Here is a 17,103-nt window from a genome sequence, read left to right on the forward strand (position 1 = left end):
AACACCATGTCTCCCATCCACGCCTACCTGACGTTCGACGGCAACGCGGCCGAGGCCATGCGCTTCTACGAGAAGACGCTCGGCGGCACCATGCAGATGATGATGACCGTCGGCGAAGCGCCCGGTACCGAGCAGATGCCGGCCGACGCCAAGAAGCGCATCATGCATGCGTCCCTGGCCTACGGCGACGGCATGCTCATGGCCTCCGACGCCATGCCCGGCCAGGCCTACGAAGGCATGAAAGGCTTCGGCGTTGCGCTGACCCTCGAGACCGTCGTCGAAGCGCGCCGCGTGTTCGACGCCTTTGCCGAGGGTGGCACCGTCTCCATGCCCTTCGAGAAGACCTTCTGGGTCGAGGGCTTCGGCATGGTGACCGACCGCTTCGGCACGCCCTGGCTCATCAACGGCGGCAAGCCGCTGGTCTGAAATCACCTCACACGCCATTTGCAGGAATCGCTCTTCATGACCGACACACTCGACAACAACCGCAAGCGCTGGCTCGCACTGATGGTGCTGTGCCTGGGCGTGCTGATGATCGTGCTCGACACCACGATCGTGAACGTGGCGCTGCCTTCGATCCGCACCGACCTCGGCTTCACCGAGACCTCGCTGGTCTGGGTGGTGAATGCCTACATGCTGACCTTCGGCGGCTTCCTGCTGCTGGGCGGACGGCTGGGCGACCTGTACGGCCACCGCCGGCTCTTCCTGATCGGCCTCGTGCTGTTCACGCTGGCCTCGCTGGCCTGCGGCCTCGCCAACTCGCAGGCGCTGCTGGTCGCGGCGCGCGCGGTGCAGGGGCTGGGCGGCGCGGTGGTCTCGGCGGTGGCGCTCTCGCTGATCATGAACATCTTCACCGAGCCGGCCGACCGCGCCAAGGCGATGGGCGTCTACGGCTTCGTCTGCGCGGGCGGCGGCAGCATCGGCGTGCTGCTGGGCGGACTGCTCACGAGCACGCTGAGCTGGCACTGGATCTTCCTGGTGAACCTGCCGATCGGCGTGGCCGTGTATGCGCTGTGCCTCGCGCTGCTGCCCTCGGCGCGCGGCCACGCCCATGGCGAGAAGCTCGACGTGGCCGGCGCCGTGGCGGTGACGCTGTCGCTGATGCTCGCGGTGTATGCCATCGTCAACGGCAACGAGGCCGGCTGGCAGTCGGCACAGACGCTCGGCCTGCTGGGCGCCGCGGTAGTGCTGATGGCGCTTTTCATCGCCATCGAGGCCCGCGTGCAGCATCCGCTGATGCCGCTCGGCCTGTTCCGGCTGCGCAGCGTTTCTGTCTCCAACGTGGTGGGCGTGCTGTGGGCGGCCGCCATGTTCGCGTGGTTCTTCATTTCCGCGCTCTACATGCAGCTGGTGCTGGGCTACACGCCGATGCAGATCGGCCTGGCGTTCCTGCCGGCCAACCTGATCATGGCGCTGTTCTCGCTGGGCATCTCGGCCCGGCTGGTGATGCGCTTCGGCATTCGCCGGCCGCTGTCCGTGGGGCTGTGGCTCGCGGCCATCGGGCTGGCGCTGTTCGCGCGGGCGCCGGTGAACGGCAGCTTCGTGGTCGACGTGCTGCCGGGCATGCTGCTGCTGGGCCTGGGGGCGGGCATGGCGCTGAACCCGCTGCTGCTCGCGGCCATGAGCGAGGTGAGCCCGACCGAGTCGGGCCTGGCCTCGGGCGTGGTCAACACGGCCTTCATGATGGGCGGCGCGCTCGGGTTGGCGGTGCTGGCCAGCGCGGCCGTCGCGCGCACCACGTCGATGGAGGCGGCCGGCGCAAAGCTGGCGCTCGCGCTCACCGGCGGCTACAACCTCGCGTTCCTGATCGGCGCCGTGTTCGCGGCCGTGGCGGGGCTGCTCGGGGCCGTGCTGCTTCGCACCGCATCGCCAGGGTCCACCCAGAACAACGAAGACAACAACAGCAAGGGGTCCGCGGCATCCGCAGGCACGGCCAACCGTGCGGCGGCGTCCTGAGGGTCCGCCCGCCGGGCGGCCCCTTTTTCTTTCCTTTCTTCCGTTTCTTTCAAGGAGACTTCCAATGGCTCGCTATGTCGATGGCTTCATCGTTCCCATTCCCTCGAACAACATCGAGGCCTACCGCAAGCTGGCGCGCAAGGCCGGCAAGATCTGGATGGAGTACGGCGCGCTCGAATACGTGGAATGCGTGGCCGACGATGTGAAGCCCGGCAAGTTCACGTCTTTTCCGCAGAGCGTGAAGCAGAAGGCCGACGAAACCGTGGCGTTCTCGTGGATCGTCTACAAGTCGCGCAAGCACCGCGACGCGGTCAACGCCAAGGTGATGGCCGACCCGCGCCTTGCCGCGATGGACCCCAAGACCCTGCCCTTCGATGGAAAGCGGATGATCTTCGGCGGGTTCAAGTCGATCGTCGAGTTCTGAGCCGAGACCCTGAGACCCCCGGCCTCAGGCGAAGAATCCGTCGTAGACGAGCTTGAGGCCGGTCAGCAGCATGCCCAGGTACACGAAGCGATAGAACCACGCCGCATCGATGCGCCGGGCAATGCGGATGCCCACCCACACGCCGAGCGGCGCGAGCGGCATCAGCGCCGCCGAAGTGGCCAGCGTGCGCAGGTCGATCAGGCCGAGCCATGCGTAGGGAATCCACTTGCTCAAATTCACCACGAAGAAGAAGTACGCCATGGTGGCGGTGAACACCACCGGCTTGAGCCGCAGCGGAATCACATAGGCATTGATCGGCGGCCCGCCGGCATGCGCGATGAAGCTGGTGAACCCCGACACCGCGGTGAGCGCCGCCCCCACCGCGCGCGAAGGCAGCGGATCGTCCGGCTTGGGCGGAAACACCAGCCGCTGCGCCAGGAACAAGAGCGTGAACACGCCGACGATGCCGGCCACCGTGTGGGCCGAGAGCGTGCGGAAAAGCAGCGTACCGATCACCGTGCCGAGCAGCCCGAAGGGAATCAGGAACTTGAGCAATGCGCGGTCGAAGTCGTTGCGGAAGGCGGCCAGGCCGAGCAGGTCCATCAAGAGCAGCAGCGGCATCAGGATGGCCGCGGCCTGCGGCACGGTGACCGCCAGCGCCATCAGCGGCACCGCCAGCGAACCGAAGCCGGCGCCGAAGCCGCTCTTGCTGATGCCCAGCAAAAGCACGGCGGGAATGGCCACCGCATAGAAATGCGGATCGGTGATGAGGGGAAAGACCATGGGGAAGGAAGCGGCGCAGAAAAAAGCCCGCTGTGTACCGGGTAGCGGGCCGCCTGAGCGTAGCAGGATGGCGCCGGCCATGGGTTGCCGTCGGAAATTGTGCGTAAACGCACATACCGGCGTGTGGCAGCTGCGCACACTGGAAGCGCAACCGCCGCACTGCGCGGCGACTCCCTCCCATTTTTTCTCAAGGATCCGCCATGAACACCCGGGCTGCCTCCATCGCCTCCGCCGCTTCGGCGTCTTCTTCCTCGTCTTTCCTTGCCACGCCCGCCGCCCGCGACGACGCCGGCAAGCTGCTGCTGCGCCTGGCGATCGGCGTGCTCGTGCTGCTGCACGGCATCTTCAAGATCTCGGCCGGCGTGGGCTTCGTGAGCGCGATGCTGGCGAAGGCCGGGCTGCCGGGCGGGCTGGCCTACCTGGTGTACGTGGGCGAGATCGTGGCGCCGCTGCTCATGATCGCCGGCTTCTGGACCCGCGCCGCCGCCGGCGTGGTGGTCATCAACATGCTTGCGGCCTTCGGCCTGGTGCACATGGCCGACCTGTTCGCGCTGACCAAGCAAGGCGGCTGGGCGCTCGAGCTGCAGGGCCTGTACCTGTTCGGCGCGCTCGCCGTGGTGCTGCTGGGCGCGGGCCGATTCAGCCTTGGCGGGCTGCGCGGCCGCTGGAACTGATCCGGCTCATCAGTCGCCCCTGACCTGCGAAACCATCGCCTCGAGCCGGGCGACGTCGGCCACCCGCAAAGCCTTGCCGTCCTTCTGAAGCACGCCACTGCGCGCCAGCACGTTGAGCTCGCGGGTCACCTGCTCGCGGTTGGTGCTGATCTGGCTCGCGAGCGCCGCGTGCCTGGGCGCCGGCTCCAGCCGCGCCTGGTTGTGCGCCACGCCCGCGGTTCGCGCGAGGCGCAGCAGCTCGGCATGCAGCCGGTTCTGGACCCCCAGCGTGCTCAGGTCGATCACGCGCTCCGACAGCTGGCGCACCAATGACGCCAGCCGCTGCATCACCCGCTCGGCCACCAGCGGCTCCTCGCGCAGCAGGCTCAGGAAGGCGGCGCGGTCGAGGCTGGCCAGCACGCTCGGCAGCAGCGTGACCACGTCGGCCGAACGCGGCCCGCCGTCGATGGCGGCAATGTCGCCGAAGTGCTCGCCGGCCTCCGAATCCCTGAAGGTCACCTGCCGCCCGTTGGCCGCATAGGTGGTCACGCGGACCCGGCCCGAGACCAGCAGGAACACCTCGCCCTGCTGCTGTTCGGCGCGCAGCAGCAGCGGTTTGCGGCCTCGACGCTGTGCCACAGGCATTGCTGCGCAAGCAGGTCGAGCCGCTGGTCTGGCAAGCCTTCGAACAGCGCGATGCGGCGCAGCGCGAGGCTGGAACGGGGAATGTCTGGAGTGAAGGCCATGCCGGTGAAGAGGGGCGCGCGCATTATGCTCGGGTGCCCTTCGAAGCCATTCATGGACAGACGCTCCCCACCCATCGCCCGGCTGCCGAAACCGCCAACCCGGCGCAACCTCCGATGGACGAGCGGACTGGTGCTGATGGCCTATGTCACGGCGCACCTGCTGAACCATTCGCTGGGCATCGCGTCCTTTGCGGCGGCCGAGGCGGTGCTGCGCAATGTGCAGCTCTTCTGGCACAGCCTGCCGGGCACGCTGCTGCTGTACGGCGCGGCCGGCGCGCACCTGGCGCTGGCGGTGGCCGCGCTGTGGGAGCGCCGCACGCTGCGCATGCCGCCGCTCGAGGGCCTGCGCGTGCTGCTGGGTTTTGCGCTGCCGCTGCTGCTGGCCACCCACCTGACCGCCATGCGCGGCGCCTACCTCGCCTACGGCATCGAGGGTTCCTATGTGCGCGTGGTCGCCGGCCTGTGGAGCCTGCCGGGCGCCGGCGCGCAGTTCACGATGCTGCTCGCGGCCTGGACCCATGGCTGCCTCGGCATCCACTTCGCGCTGCGGGCGCGGCCGGCCTACCGCCGCTTTTCCTACCTGCTGCTGGCCATTGCCGTGGTGCTGCCGCTCACGGCAATGATGGGCTTCATCTCGATGGGGCGCGAGTTCCAGTGGACCGGCGTGCCGCCCGCGGTGCTGCCGACTCCGGCCGAGGGCCGTGCGCTCGACACGGCGGAGGGCCGCATCAAGCTCTTCTACGCGCTCGGCCTGGCCGCCCTGCTGGCTGCCTATGCGGCGCGCAACTGGTTCGCGCGCCGCGCGCGGGGGGCGTCGATCGCGCTGCGCTATCCCGGCCGCACGGTGCACGTGCCGCGCGGCTGGAGCGTGCTGGAAGCGAGCCGCTCGCACGGCATCGCGCATCTCTCGGTGTGCGGCGGGCGGGCGCGCTGCTCGACCTGCCGCGTGCGCGTGCTCGGCCCCACACAGCACACGGACCCGCCCGACCGCGACGAGCAGCGAACGCTCGACCGCGTGCGAGCCCCGGGCGGCGTGCGGCTGGCCTGCCAGCTGCGCCCGCGAGGCGACATCGAGGTCATCCCGCTGTTCGCACCGGCAAGCCGCGGAAGGCAGCCGGCGCCGGCCAGCAGCTTCGGCCGCGAGCGCGACGTGGCCATCCTGTTCGTGGACCTGCGGCGCTGGTCGGGGTTGGCGGAGGGGCAATGGCCCTTCGACCTGGCCTATGTGCTCGACCGCTACTTCGCCACCGTGGGCGCCGCGGTGCGCGAATGCGGCGGCGTGCCGAACCAGTTCATCGGCGACAGCGTGATGGCGATCTTCGGGCTCGACACCGACCTGCCCACCGCCTGCCGGCAGGCGCTGCGCGCGATCGAACTCATCGGCCAGCGCATGGATGCGTGGAGCGAGGGCTTCGAAGCCCAGTTCGGCCACCAGCTGGACTTTGGCATGGGCCTGCACGCCGGACGCGCGGCCGTGGGCGAGGTGGGCTACCTCGACACCACCACCTTCACCGCGATCGGCGAGGTGGTCAACACCGCGAGCCGGCTGCAGGACCACGCCAAGACGGCCGCATCGCGCCTGGTGGTCTCGGTGTTTGCCGCGCAGCAGGCCGGCTTCGCGCATGCGGGAGGGCAGGTCGAAATGCTGGCCGTGCGCGGCCGCTCCGAGCCGATTGCGGTGATCTGCTGCGATTAGCAGCAGCGGCCGGCCGACGCGCTGCGCTTCAGGCCGGCGCCACCGTCACGGTGGCCGCGCCCGGCGCTTGCGCGATGGCATAGCGCACCGGCAGGAAGCGCTCGATCACCGCGCAGTTGGTGCGCGTGTGCTCGGTCACTTCGCTGCAGGTGAAGGCGCCGCCGCGGCCGCTCTGCCATGCCGCCAGGCCCAGCAGCAGGGCCAGCTGATCGGCCAGGTGCGGGCCCACGGCCGCCTGGCTTTTCTGGAATTCGCGCAGCTCCTTCACCAGCCCGTGCGCCACCTGCTCGGCGCTCAGCGACTTTTCGCCGAAAGCCGTGAAGACCTCGGTGACATGCTCGTACGCCAGCGTGGCAAGCAGCGCGTTGCCGGGGCCTTCGTTCTGGCGCGCCGCTGCGGTGCGCAGCTGCTCGCCGGACCAGCCCATGGCCTTGCCCAGCGTCTCCAGTTCGCGCACGGCAATGTGGCGCGCAAGCCCCGGCGCCAGGCACTCCGCATGGCTCGACAGCAGCGCGCCGCGGCTCACCAAGTCGAAGGGCTGCAGCCCATCGGCCGCCGGCACGATGGCCGCTTCGACCTCCCCGCCGCCGGCCGGATAGAAACCACAGCGGCGCAGCACCAGCTGCAGGTCGGCGCCCAGGCGGCGCACCAGCGGTGCGAAGGCGCGTTCCAGGAAGTGGAAAGGCGGCGCCATCGGGTTGTGCGTGCCGCCGCTCAGATGCAGGTGGCTCGGCGCACCGGCCAGCAGCAGCGGCGGCAGCACCGTCTGCAACACCAGCATGCAGCTGCCCGCGCTGGCAATCGCGAAGCGGTACTCGCCCGCGCGCACCGGCCCCGGCACGAAGCGCAGCGACTGCGATCCGAGCTCTGCCCCTTCGACCTGCGCGCCGCTGATCTGTGCCGCTGCATTCACGCAGGCCAGGTGCTGGCGCATCAGGCCCGGCTTGGCGCGGCCTGCGCGAATCTTCTCGATGGCCACTGGCTGGCCCGTGGCCACCGAAAGCGCCAGGCTGGTGCGCAGGATCTGCCCGCCGCCCTCGCCTTGCGAACCGTCGAGTTCGATCATGGGCGGCCTCCTTGTTGCGCGGCGACCACGGCCGCGCCGGAGCGCGAAAGCGCGCGCCTTGCGAGCCGGCAGGCACGGCAGCGCACCGCCGTGCTGTTGATGTTGCCCAGCGCCACCTCGTACCACCACTTCTGCTGCTTGGCCGTCCACACTTCGTCGGCGCCGCAGTCGCGGCAGGTGAAGGCCTTGTCCACGTAGAACGTGGGCAAGGGTCCGTAAGTATTGTTGTGCGCGGCCAGCAGCGCCGTATCGGCGACCACCAGGCCGGCACCGCTCACGGGCCGCGCGCCGGCGGGCAGCCGCTGCTCGGCCAACCTGCGCGCGGCGCGTTCGAGCCGATGTGCCTTGATTTCGGCGCGGCGTTGCTTGTTGCTTTTCATGGGTTATCCCTTCACGCACACCACCTGCTTGAGCGTGTAGACCACCTCCACCAGGTCCTTCTGCGCCTCCATCACCGCGTCGATGTCCTTGTAGGCCATCGGGATCTCGTCGATCACGTCGGCGTCCTTGCGGCATTCCACGCCTTCGGTCGCGGCGATCTGGTCGGCAATGGTGAAGAGCTTCTTCGCCTTGGTGCGGCTCATCTTTCGGCCCGCGCCGTGGCTGCAGCTCATGAAGCTCTCGGGGTTGCCCTTGCCGCGCACGATGTAGCTCTTTGCGCCCATGCTGCCGGGAATGATCCCGAGCTCGCCGGCCTTGGCGCTCACCGCGCCCTTGCGCGTGACGAGCACCTCTTCGCCGAAGTGCGTCTCGCGGCTCACGTAGTTGTGGTGGCAGTTCACCGCTTCCACATGCGCCTCGAAAGGCTTGGCAATCACCTTGCGCGCGGCCGCGACCACGCGCTGCATCATCACCTCGCGGTTGGCGCGCGCGAACTTCTGGGCCCAGCCCACCGCGCGCACATAGTCGCCGAAGTACTGGGCGCCTTCCTCGAAGTACGCCAAGTCCTGGTCGGGCAGGTTGCGCTGGTGCAGTTCGGCGTCCTTCTTCGCAAGCTCGATGAAGTGCGTACCGATGGCATTGCCCACGCCACGCGAACCCGAATGCAGCATGAACCACACGGCGCCCGCTTCGTCGAGGCAGACCTCGATGAAGTGGTTGCCGGTACCCAGCGTTCCCAGGTGCTTGTGGTTGTTGGTGTTCCTGATGCGCGGGTAGTCCTCGCAGATCAGGTCGAACTCATCCACCAGCTTGGCCCAGGCGGCATCGGTCTCGTCGGGCGGCGTTTCCCACGATCCCTTGTCGCGGCCCATGCGCTTGGGGTTGCTTCCGTGCGGCACGGCCTTTTCGATGGCCGAGCGCAGCGGACCCAGGTTGTCGGGCAGGTCGCGCGCGTTGAGCGTGGTCTTGCAAGCCATCATTCCGCAGCCGATGTCCACGCCCACCGCGGCCGGGATGATGGCCTTGAAGGTCGGGATCACCGAACCCACGGTGGCGCCGATGCCGTAGTGCACGTCGGGCATGGCCGCGATGTGCTTGAACACGATGGGCAGGCGCGCCGCGTTCTCGAGCTGCTTCTGCGCCTCGTCTTCCACGGGCACGCCGTTCGTCCACATCTTCACGGGGACGCCGTTGGCGACTTCGTGCAGTTTGTAGTTGTTTGCCATCTTTTTGCCCTCTGATCATCAAATTGTCCGGCGGGGAGGATGCCGATGCACCCTCCCCCGACTCACGCCACAACGGCGCTTGGGACCTCTCCTTGCGAAGAGCGTGCCAATATGGCCCGCGTGCCGCGACTTTCTTCAAGTCGTTGATGTCATTGGATTTTTTCGATATTTCGCGTGAGAAATGATTCTGCTGTCTCTTCATGAAACTAGAATATTGGCTAGTAATTTAGCTTCATCGAATGAAACCCATCGTCGTCATCGGCTTCCTCGGCACCCAGCTCGACGCCGGCCAAGGCGCGGGCCGCTGGAACAAGTGGCGCCCGACGGTCTCGCTCGCGCAGCACGACGACATGGTCGTTTCGCGCATGGAGCTGCTCTACACGCTCAAGCACAAGGCGCTGGCCGAAGTGGTCAAGGCCGACATCGCCGCCGTGTCGCCCGAGACCACAGTCAACCTCGTGCCCTTCGACCTCGCAGATCCTTGGGACTTCGGCGAGGTCTACACGCGCCTGTACGACTGGGCGCGCGCCTACACCTTCGACACCGAGCGCGAGCAGTACTGGACGCACATCACCACCGGCACACACGTGGCGCAGATCTGCATGTTCCTGCTGTCGGAATCGCGCGTGGTGCCGGGCGTGCTCGCGCAGACCTCGCCGCCCCGGAAGCAGCGCGAAGGCGAGGCCGGCAAGTGCACGCTGATCGACCTCGACCTGTCGCGCTACGACGTGATCGCGCGGCGCTTCGATGCGGAGCAGCGCGACGCGGTCGCGTTCCTGAAGAGCGGCATCGCCACGCGCAATGCGCGCTTCAACGCGCTGATCGACGAGATCGAGCGCGTGGCCGTGCGTTCGCGCGCGCCGATCCTGCTGGTGGGGCCGACGGGCGCGGGCAAGTCCTTCCTCGCGCGGCGCATGTTCGAGCTGAAGCAGGCGCGCCACCAGATGAGCGGGCCGTTTGTCGAAGTGAACTGCGCCACGCTGCGCGGCGACGGCGCGGCCTCCACCCTGTTCGGCCACAGGAAGGGCTCCTTCACCGGCGCGGCAAGCGACCGGGCCGGGCTGCTGCGCACGGCGAACCAGGGCGCGCTGTTCCTCGACGAGATCGGCGAACTCGGGCTCGACGAGCAGGCGATGCTGCTTAAGGCCATCGAGGAGAAGCGCTTCTTCCCGGTGGGCGCCGACAAGGAAGTGGAGAGCGACTTCCAGCTGATCGCCGGCACCAACCGCGACCTGCGCAGCGACGTGGCCGAGGGGCGTTTCCGCGAAGACCTGTTCGCGCGCATCAACCTCTGGACCTACGACCTGCCCGGCCTCGCGCAGCGGCCCGAGGACATCGAGCCCAACATCGACCACCTGCTGGCCATCCATGCGGCCGAGAACCACCGCGTGGTGCGCTTCAACGCCGAGGCGCGCGCAGCCTACCTGCGCTTCGCGCAGAGCGGCGAGGCGCTGTGGTGCGGCAACTTCCGCGACCTCTCGGCCAGCGTGACGCGGCTGGCCACGCTCGCGGACGGCGGGCGCATTCCGGTGGCGCTGGTCGAGGCGGAGATCGAGCGGCTGCGCTGGCTCTGGAACCGCGAGGGCCCGGCCAGGCGAAGCGCAGGCGCTGCCGACGTCGACCTCGGCAGCCTGCTCGGCGATGACCGCGCGGCCGCGCTCGACCTGTTCGACCGGCTGCAGCTCGAAGCGGTGGTGCGTGTGTGCCGCGACTCGCGCAGCCTGTCGGATGCGGGGCGGCAGCTCTTCCAGGCCTCGCGCGCGCAGCGCAGCGTGGTGAACGATGCCGACCGGCTGCGCAAGTACCTGACCAAGCACGGGCTCGAATGGAGCCGCATCGCGGCGGGCTGAGCTATCCTGCGCCGGAACTGCCACATTCCAAGGAGAAACCCATGTCGCTGACACTGCTCCTGCGCTGCCACGATCTGGACCAAACCCAGCGCTTCTACGCCGATGTGCTCGGCTTCGCGGCTGCGCATTCGGCAGAAGGCACCCTGACGGTCGAGAAGCAGGGCGGCAAGCTCATCTTCACCCAGCAGGATCTCTGGCAGAGCCCGCCCGCCTGCTCCGGCACCTTCTATTTCGTCGTGCCGGATGCGGCGGCCTACTACGCCGCCGTCAAGGACAAGGCCTCCATTGCGTGGCCGCTGCAGCAGATGCCCTACGGCTCCAGCGAGTTCGCGGTGGTGGACTGCAACGGCTACCACCTTGCATTCCGGCAGCAGCAAGCCTGAGCGGCCGATCCGCAAGGCGCCCCACGCGGCCGGGCGCCACGGAAAGCAAGCACTCCCCATGAACTGGAAGCTGGCCTTGTTCGCAGCCCTGCCCGCCTTTCTCACCGGTTGCGTCCAGTCGATGTTCTATTACCCCGACCGCGTGCGCTACGAAACGCCCGACGCGCTCGGGCTGCGCTACGAGGCGGTGCAGTTCGCCAGCGCCGACGGCACGCGCCTGGCCGGCTGGTTTCTTCCGGCCGCGGGCCGCAGCAACCCGAAGGAGGCCAAGGGCACGGTGGTCCACTTCCACGGCAACGCCCAGAACATGAGCGCGCACTGGCGCTTCGTGGCCTGGCTGCCGAAGCAGGACTTCAACGTGTTCGTGTTCGACTACCGCGGCTACGGCGAATCGGCCGGCAAGCCCGAGCCCAAGGGCGTGTTCGAGGATTCCAGCGCTGCGCTCGACCACGTGCGCTCGCGCGGCGATGTCGACCCCGGGCGCCTTCTCGTCTTCGGCCAGAGCCTGGGCGGCGCCAATGCGATTGCGGTGCTGGGCTCGGGCAACCGGGCCGGCGTGAAGGCGGCGGCCATCGAATCGACCTTCTATTCGTACTCCTCGATCGCGAACGAGAAGCTCCCGGGCGCCGGGCTGCTGGTGAGCGACGACTACGCCGCATCGAAATACGTCGCCGACGTTGCGCCCATTCCGCTGCTGCTGATCCACGGCACGGCCGACATGGTCATTCCGGATTCCCATTCGCGGCGCCTGCTGGAGGCCGCGCGCGAGCCCAGGCGCCTGCTCGAGGTGCCCGGCGCCGGCCACCTCGAGCCCATGACCGAGCGCTTCGGCACCACCTGGCAGCGGGCGCTGGTGGAATTCTTCGACGCCTCGCTGCGTCCACGCCAGCCATGAAGCATTTCGATTCAACCGCCACCCGCGAGCCGCTGGACTTTGCGCGGCTCGTGCCCGCGCTGCGCGCAGCCTTCGCGGCCGAGGCGCAGGTGCCGCCGCGCCATGTGCACGCCATCGAGACCGCCGGCGCCGACAAGGGCACCGTGCTCATCATGCCGGCGTGGAGCGACGCGGGCTTTCTGGGCATCAAGACCATCAACATCTTTCCGGGCAACAGCGCGCGCGGCCTGCCCGGCCTGCATGCGACCTATGTGCTGTACGACGCGCGCACCGGCGTGCCGCTGGCCATGATGGACGGCAACGAGCTCACCGCGCGCCGCACGGCCGCCGCATCGGCGCTGGGTGCCTCGTTCCTGGCGCGCGCCGATGCGCGCCGCCTGCTGGTGCTGGGCACCGGCCGCGTCGCGCGGCTGCTGCCCGCCGCGCATGCGAGCGTGCGGCCCATCGACGAGGTGCTCGTGTGGAACCACCGGCCCGAAGGCGCCCAGGCCCTGGCCGCGCAATGGCGCGCCGAAGGGTTCAACGCCCGGGCCGCCACCGGGCTCGAAGCGGCCGTGCGCCAGGCCGACATCGTGAGCTGCGCCACCCTGGCCACCGCGCCGCTGGTGCGCGGCGAATGGCTGGCGCCGGGTTCGCACCTGGACCTGATCGGCAGCTTCACGCCCGCCATGCGCGAGGCCGACGTGCGCTGCTTCGAGGGTGCGCGCACCTTCGTCGACACCACCGAAGCGCTGCAGAAGGCCGGCGAGCTGCTCGACGCGATCGCGGCCGGCACGCTGCGCGCCGATGAGGTGCAAGGCACGCTGGCCGCACTCTGCCGGGGCGAATGCGCGGGCCGCGCGGGCCGCGAAGAGCGCACCGTCTTCAAGGCCGTGGGCAGCGCGCTCGAAGACCTGGCGGCCGCAACGCTGGTCTGGCAGCACGCCGAATCGATTCCGGCCTAAGGCTTAAGGCCTAGAAAACCGCGGCCACCGCGCTGCGGGAAGCCCGCTTACCGACAGTCACATACGTCATGCAGCGGATGGCACGCCTCTTGCGCCAACGTTAACCTGATGCCCATACCCAAAGGCCAGGAGGCCCGCCCCATGCTCACCATCTTCCAGAAAGCCACCATCCTCAGCAAAGCCGGTTTCGAGGTGCCCGCCTGTCCGGCCGAGGATGCCTCGGCCGGTGCGGTGTCCCAGAAGATGCACGACTGGGCCAAGGCCATCGAGACGCTGTACGTCAGCTACGTGGCGGCCCGCGCGGCCAAGAGCCTGCGGGATGCCGAGGAATCGCGCCAGACCGACATGCTGCGGCGGCTCTCGCTGAGCGCCTGGGCCGCCTGACAGGCAGGCTCGGCCGCCCGCTCCACGCCCGAGCCGCGTCAGCGCTCAACCGAAAGTGAACGCGTAGGCCTGCGCGCCGGCGTCGAAAAACTCGATCTCGAACAGCCGCTCCCGGCTGCCCTCCGCCTGCCGCACCAGCTGGTACAGCTTCTGTGCATCGATCACGCCGTAGCCCTGTGCGTCGGTGTCGGAACCGTGGTCCGCGAGCGGCGGCTTTCCATCCATCAGCACCCTGAAGCGCACCGGCTTGCCATTGGCCGCCGGGCCCAGCACCAGGTGCAGGTCGCGCGCCTGGAAGCGATAGGCGATGCGGCCGTTGGCGCCGTTCAGCACGGCGCGCTCGGCCTCCACCGTCCAGTCGCCGGCCAGCGACCACTGGTTGGTGCGCAGCGCCGAGGCCGCCGGCTGGTAGGCCTTCGCATGGTCCCGCGCGATGCCGCCGGGCGAGGCAAAGCCGTGCGCACGCTCGTGGCCCAGGTAGGTTTCGCCGGAGAGCGCCGGCTCGGCGCCGGGCGCGGCCTGGGTACCCTGCCCGAGCGGCGCCACCAGCCCGGCGGCGATGCGGGTCTGGCCCGCCTCGGCCAGCAGCTGCTGGATCACCTGCTCGGCCTTGTCGTAGCGGTTCTCGCCGAACTGGTGGTGGCGGATGCGGCCCTCGGCATCGATGAAATAGAACGCGGGCCAGGCCTGGTTGTCGAAGCCGCGCCAGATCGCGAAGTCGTTGTCCAGCGCCACCGGAAAGCCGATGCCCAGGTCCTGGACGGCCTTGCGCACGTTGGCCGGCTGCTTCTCGAACGCGAACTCCGGCGAATGCACGCCGATGACCACCAGCCCCGCGTCCTTGTACTTCTCGGCCCATGCACGAAGGTAGGGCAGCGTGCGCAGGCAATTGATGCACGAGTAGGTCCAGAAGTCGACCAGCACCACCTTGCCGCGCAGGGCCTCGGGCGCGAGCGGCGCGGAGTTGATCCATTCGGTGGCGCCGGCCAGTGAAGGAAAGCGGCCTTCGACCCTGAGCTCGCGCGCGGGCGGCGGGGCCGTGCGGTTGTCCGACACGCGCAGGAGGCCCGCGTCTTCGCGCGCCGCGACCGGTTCCGCCTGCGGCTTTCCTGGCTTGATCCTGTCCACCAGCGCCTGCTCCAGCGCCGACGTGGTGCCCACCGACAGGCGGGCGAGCAAGCCGGTGTCCAGCCCCAGCGCAATGGCGCCCACGCCCAACAGCACGGCCGCGCCGGCGGCGCGCCGCACCCATTCGCCGGTAGGCAGCGAACGCTTCATGACGGAGAAAACCCGCCCGCCGAACAGCAGCGCGGCCGCAAGCGAGGTGCAGGCGCCGGCCGCATAGGCCAGCAGCAACAGCGAGGTGCCGACGCTCGCGCCATTGAGCGCCGCGCCCGTCAGGATCAGGCCGAGGATCGGCCCCGCGCACGGCGCCCAGAGCAGGCCCGTGCCCACGCCCAGCAGCAGCGGCGAGAACCCGGATGCAGGCGCCGCGCCGCCATCGCCGCGCGGCTGGGACATGCGGACGCCCAGCGCCACCAGCGGCCGGCCGAGGCGCTCGGCCACGCCGGGGAACAGCAAAGTCAGGCCGAACAGCGCGAGCAGCGCGATGGCGCCAAGGCGCCCGTATTCGTTGAGCGTGACGATCCAGCCGCCGCCCACTGCCGCCAGCGTGGCCACGGCGGCAAAGGCCAGCGCCATGCCCAGCAGCATCGGCAGGCCGTGCGAGCCGAACGGTCGGTCGGCGCGCGCAAACACGAAGGGCAGCACCGGCAGGATGCAGGGGCTCAGGATGGTGAGCACCCCGCCCAGGTAGGCAATGAGGAGGATGAGCATGATTCAGTCCTGGAGATTGGTGCGTGCCGGCGCGGCCAGCGCAAGCCGGGCCTCGAGCCCGCCTTCGGTGCGGTTCTTCAGCGTGAGCTCGGCGCCCATGGCCATGGCCAGCTGGTGCGCAATGGCCAGGCCCAGCCCGGTGCCGCCGGTGCTGCGGTTGCGCGAACTCTCGACGCGGTAGAAAGGCTTGAGCACGGCGTCGAGCTCGTCCGGCGGAATGCCGGGGCCGTTGTCGAGCACGCTCAGCACCAGCCGGCCGTCTTCTTCGGCATGCACGCGCAGGCGCACCTCGCTGCCGAACTTGAGCGCGTTGTCGATCAGGTTCATCAGGATGCGGCGCAGCGCATGCGGGCGGCTCACGATCGGCGCGCCGGCCTTGCCTTCGAGCCGTACCTGCTGGCCCACGTCTTCGTAGTCGGCCACCATGCTCTCGAGCAGTGCATCGGCATCGATGCGCAGCGGCGGCTCCGCGGCGCCGTGGAGCGTGCGCGCATAGGTCACGCCTTCGCGCACCAGCGAGTGCATGGCGTCGAGGTCCTGGCGGAATTTCTCGCGGTCGTGCGCGTCGTCCATCAGGTCGGTGCGCAGCCGCATCCGCGTGATGGGCGTCTGCAGGTCGTGCGAGATGGCCGCGAGGATCTCGACGCGCTCGGACATGTAGCCCGCAATGCGCTGCTGCATGGCGTTGAAGGCGCGCGCCGCGTGCGCCACTTCGGTGGGACCCTCTTCCGCGAGCGTGCGGCCCTTCAGGTCGGGCCCGAGCCGGTCGGCCGCCTCGGAAAGCTGCGCGAGCGGCCGCGTCACCAGCCGTACCGCATACCAGGCGCACACGGCCAGCACCACCAGCTGGGCCGCAAGCAGCCACATCACCCAGCCCGACACCGGCATGCCCACGCGCATTGCATGGACGACCACGGAAGACCCGTCGCCCAGGCGCACCTGGATCTGCAGGCCCTCGGGCGGCCAGGCCACCTCGCCGACCTTGACGACCTGGAACGGGCGCATTGCATCGACGATGGCCGCGGCAAACTGCCGCGACTGCAGCGAGCCGGGCTCGGTGCCCTCTGCACTGCCGCCCAGCACGAAGCGGTAGTTGCGCCGCTCCAGCCGGTCGAGCCAGCCGGCGCGCTCGGCCGCGGGCAGGCGGTCGAGGATGGCGACCGAGCTTGCGATGTCGCGCTCGATGCCGATCATCATCAGCTCGCGCAGCGCCATGTTCCGCTCGTAGCGGATCGCCGCGAAGGTGAGCAGCTGCGCAATCGCCAGGCCCACCACGATGATCAGCGTCACGCGGGAGAACAGCGAGCCGGGCAGCAGCCGGCGCCAGCCGCGCACAGCGCCGGCCGGGTTCGCGGGAGGATTCGCGGGAGTGGACATGGACACCTTCTTCTTCGTTCATGCGGCGCGGCTCTGCACGCCGCCGCTGGCTCACACCAGGTGGATGGAAACGTCGATATTGCCCCGGGTGGCCTTCGAATAGGGGCAGGTCTGGTGCGCCGCGTCCGTCAGGGCCTGCGCCACTTCGCGGTCCAGGCCCGGCAGGCTCACATTCAGCCGCGCCTGCAGGAAGTATTCGCCGCCCGCCGTGCCCAGGTCGACCTCGGCATCGACGGCCAGGTCGGGCGGCAATGCGACCTTCATCCTGCCCGCCGCCTTGCCCATGGCGCCGATGAAGCAGGCCGACCAGCCGGCCGCGAACAGCTGCTCCGGGTTGGTGCCCCTGCCGGCGCTGCCGGGCGACGAGAGCTTGATGTCCAGGCGGCCGTCGGAGCTGCGCGCCTCGCCGTCGCGGCCACCCGAAGAAGTGCGGGTCTTGCCGGTGTAGAGAACTTTTTCGATGCGGGTCATGGTGGTTTCCTTGGGGTGGGTTGGTTCGGGAA

At 69.1% G+C, this 17,103-nt stretch carries 17 protein-coding genes and 1 pseudogene; 10 read left to right on the forward strand and 8 right to left on the reverse strand.

Annotated elements, in window-relative coordinates; translation table 11 throughout:
• The first annotated feature begins 6 nt into the window (after positions 1 to 6).
• From ACAM58_RS21860 to ACAM58_RS21870, 3 genes are all read left to right on the forward strand, one after another.
• Positions 7 to 426, forward strand: a complete 420-nt coding sequence (locus ACAM58_RS21860) for a VOC family protein (protein WP_018906693.1) — start codon at positions 7 to 9, stop codon at positions 424 to 426.
• A 36-nt stretch (positions 427 to 462) separates the two neighbouring features.
• The gene (locus ACAM58_RS21865; RefSeq protein ID WP_018906692.1) at positions 463 to 1,956 is read left to right on the forward strand and encodes a DHA2 family efflux MFS transporter permease subunit; all 1,494 of its coding nucleotides are present in this window, start codon (positions 463 to 465) and stop codon (positions 1,954 to 1,956) included.
• A gap of 64 nt (positions 1,957 to 2,020) precedes the next feature.
• The gene (locus ACAM58_RS21870) at positions 2,021 to 2,380 is read left to right on the forward strand and encodes a DUF1428 domain-containing protein (protein WP_015867184.1); all 360 of its coding nucleotides are present in this window, start codon (positions 2,021 to 2,023) and stop codon (positions 2,378 to 2,380) included.
• A 24-nt stretch (positions 2,381 to 2,404) separates the two neighbouring features.
• On the opposite strand, the gene ACAM58_RS21875 is transcribed toward ACAM58_RS21870, so the two are convergent.
• On the reverse strand, positions 2,405 to 3,163 hold the full coding sequence (locus ACAM58_RS21875) for a sulfite exporter TauE/SafE family protein (RefSeq protein WP_018906691.1): 759 nt from the start codon (positions 3,161 to 3,163) through the stop codon (positions 2,405 to 2,407).
• Between the two features lie 200 nt (positions 3,164 to 3,363).
• Here ACAM58_RS21875 and ACAM58_RS21880 point away from each other — a divergent pair, with 200 nt between their 5' ends.
• Positions 3,364 to 3,837 carry a DoxX family protein gene (locus ACAM58_RS21880; protein WP_015867186.1) on the forward strand — a complete coding sequence of 158 codons (474 nt, stop codon included), beginning with the start codon at positions 3,364 to 3,366 and terminating at the stop codon, positions 3,835 to 3,837.
• Between the two features lie 9 nt (positions 3,838 to 3,846).
• Here ACAM58_RS21880 and ACAM58_RS21885 read toward each other — a convergent pair.
• Positions 3,847 to 4,586 (reverse strand): annotated as a pseudogene (locus ACAM58_RS21885) (Crp/Fnr family transcriptional regulator).
• Positions 4,587 to 4,614: 28 nt separating this feature from the next.
• Here ACAM58_RS21885 and ACAM58_RS21890 point away from each other — a divergent pair.
• Positions 4,615 to 6,258, forward strand: a complete 1,644-nt coding sequence (locus ACAM58_RS21890; RefSeq protein ID WP_018906689.1) for an adenylate/guanylate cyclase domain-containing protein — start codon at positions 4,615 to 4,617, stop codon at positions 6,256 to 6,258.
• A 28-nt stretch (positions 6,259 to 6,286) separates the two neighbouring features.
• Here the strand turns inward: ACAM58_RS21890 and rtcA are convergent, their stop codons facing one another.
• The 3 genes from rtcA to ACAM58_RS21905 are packed head-to-tail and all read right to left on the reverse strand — an operon-like array spanning position 6,287 to position 8,931.
• Positions 6,287 to 7,324, reverse strand: a complete 1,038-nt coding sequence (rtcA, locus tag ACAM58_RS21895; protein WP_018906688.1) for an RNA 3'-terminal phosphate cyclase — start codon at positions 7,322 to 7,324, stop codon at positions 6,287 to 6,289.
• The gene (locus ACAM58_RS21900) at positions 7,321 to 7,704 is read right to left on the reverse strand and encodes a zinc-ribbon domain containing protein (protein ID WP_015867190.1); all 384 of its coding nucleotides are present in this window, start codon (positions 7,702 to 7,704) and stop codon (positions 7,321 to 7,323) included. Before ACAM58_RS21900 ends, rtcA begins: the two co-directional genes overlap by 4 nt.
• Before the next feature lie 3 nt (positions 7,705 to 7,707).
• Positions 7,708 to 8,931 (reverse strand): RtcB family protein, encoded by a 1,224-nt coding sequence (locus tag ACAM58_RS21905; RefSeq protein ID WP_018906687.1) that lies wholly within the window; start codon positions 8,929 to 8,931, stop codon positions 7,708 to 7,710.
• A gap of 239 nt (positions 8,932 to 9,170) precedes the next feature.
• Between ACAM58_RS21905 and rtcR the strand changes: the two genes are divergently transcribed.
• From rtcR to ACAM58_RS21930, 5 genes are all read left to right on the forward strand, one after another.
• The gene (gene rtcR, locus ACAM58_RS21910; protein WP_018906686.1) at positions 9,171 to 10,781 is read left to right on the forward strand and encodes an RNA repair transcriptional activator RtcR; all 1,611 of its coding nucleotides are present in this window, start codon (positions 9,171 to 9,173) and stop codon (positions 10,779 to 10,781) included.
• 41 nt (positions 10,782 to 10,822) lie between these two features.
• A complete protein-coding gene (locus ACAM58_RS21915) occupies positions 10,823 to 11,164 on the forward strand; it encodes a VOC family protein (RefSeq protein WP_026284241.1) in 342 nt (113 codons plus the stop codon).
• Between the two features lie 58 nt (positions 11,165 to 11,222).
• On the forward strand, positions 11,223 to 12,059 hold the full coding sequence (locus ACAM58_RS21920) for an alpha/beta hydrolase (RefSeq protein WP_018906684.1): 837 nt from the start codon (positions 11,223 to 11,225) through the stop codon (positions 12,057 to 12,059).
• Positions 12,056 to 13,003: an ornithine cyclodeaminase family protein gene (locus ACAM58_RS21925; RefSeq protein WP_018906683.1), complete on the forward strand. Its 948-nt coding sequence runs from the start codon at positions 12,056 to 12,058 to the stop codon at positions 13,001 to 13,003. The genes ACAM58_RS21920 and ACAM58_RS21925 overlap by 4 nt, the downstream gene beginning before the upstream one ends.
• Before the next feature lie 141 nt (positions 13,004 to 13,144).
• Positions 13,145 to 13,387, forward strand: coding sequence for a hypothetical protein (locus ACAM58_RS21930; RefSeq protein WP_015867195.1), 243 nt, complete (start codon positions 13,145 to 13,147; stop codon positions 13,385 to 13,387).
• Positions 13,388 to 13,432: 45 nt separating this feature from the next.
• Here the strand turns inward: ACAM58_RS21930 and ACAM58_RS21935 are convergent, their stop codons facing one another.
• The 3 genes from ACAM58_RS21935 to ACAM58_RS21945 are packed head-to-tail and all read right to left on the reverse strand — an operon-like array spanning position 13,433 to position 17,071.
• The gene (locus ACAM58_RS21935) at positions 13,433 to 15,223 is read right to left on the reverse strand and encodes a cytochrome c biogenesis protein DipZ (RefSeq protein ID WP_018906682.1); all 1,791 of its coding nucleotides are present in this window, start codon (positions 15,221 to 15,223) and stop codon (positions 13,433 to 13,435) included.
• Positions 15,224 to 15,226: 3 nt separating this feature from the next.
• Entirely contained in the window at positions 15,227 to 16,600 is a 1,374-nt protein-coding gene (locus ACAM58_RS21940) for an ATP-binding protein (RefSeq protein WP_018906681.1), read from the reverse strand.
• Positions 16,601 to 16,651: 51 nt separating this feature from the next.
• Positions 16,652 to 17,071 (reverse strand): organic hydroperoxide resistance protein, encoded by a 420-nt coding sequence (locus tag ACAM58_RS21945; protein ID WP_018906680.1) that lies wholly within the window; start codon positions 17,069 to 17,071, stop codon positions 16,652 to 16,654.
• Positions 17,072 to 17,103: the final 32 nt, after the last annotated feature.

The organism is Variovorax sp. V116, assembly GCF_041154435.1.
Classification (GTDB): Bacteria; Pseudomonadota; Gammaproteobacteria; order Burkholderiales; family Burkholderiaceae_C; genus Variovorax; species Variovorax paradoxus.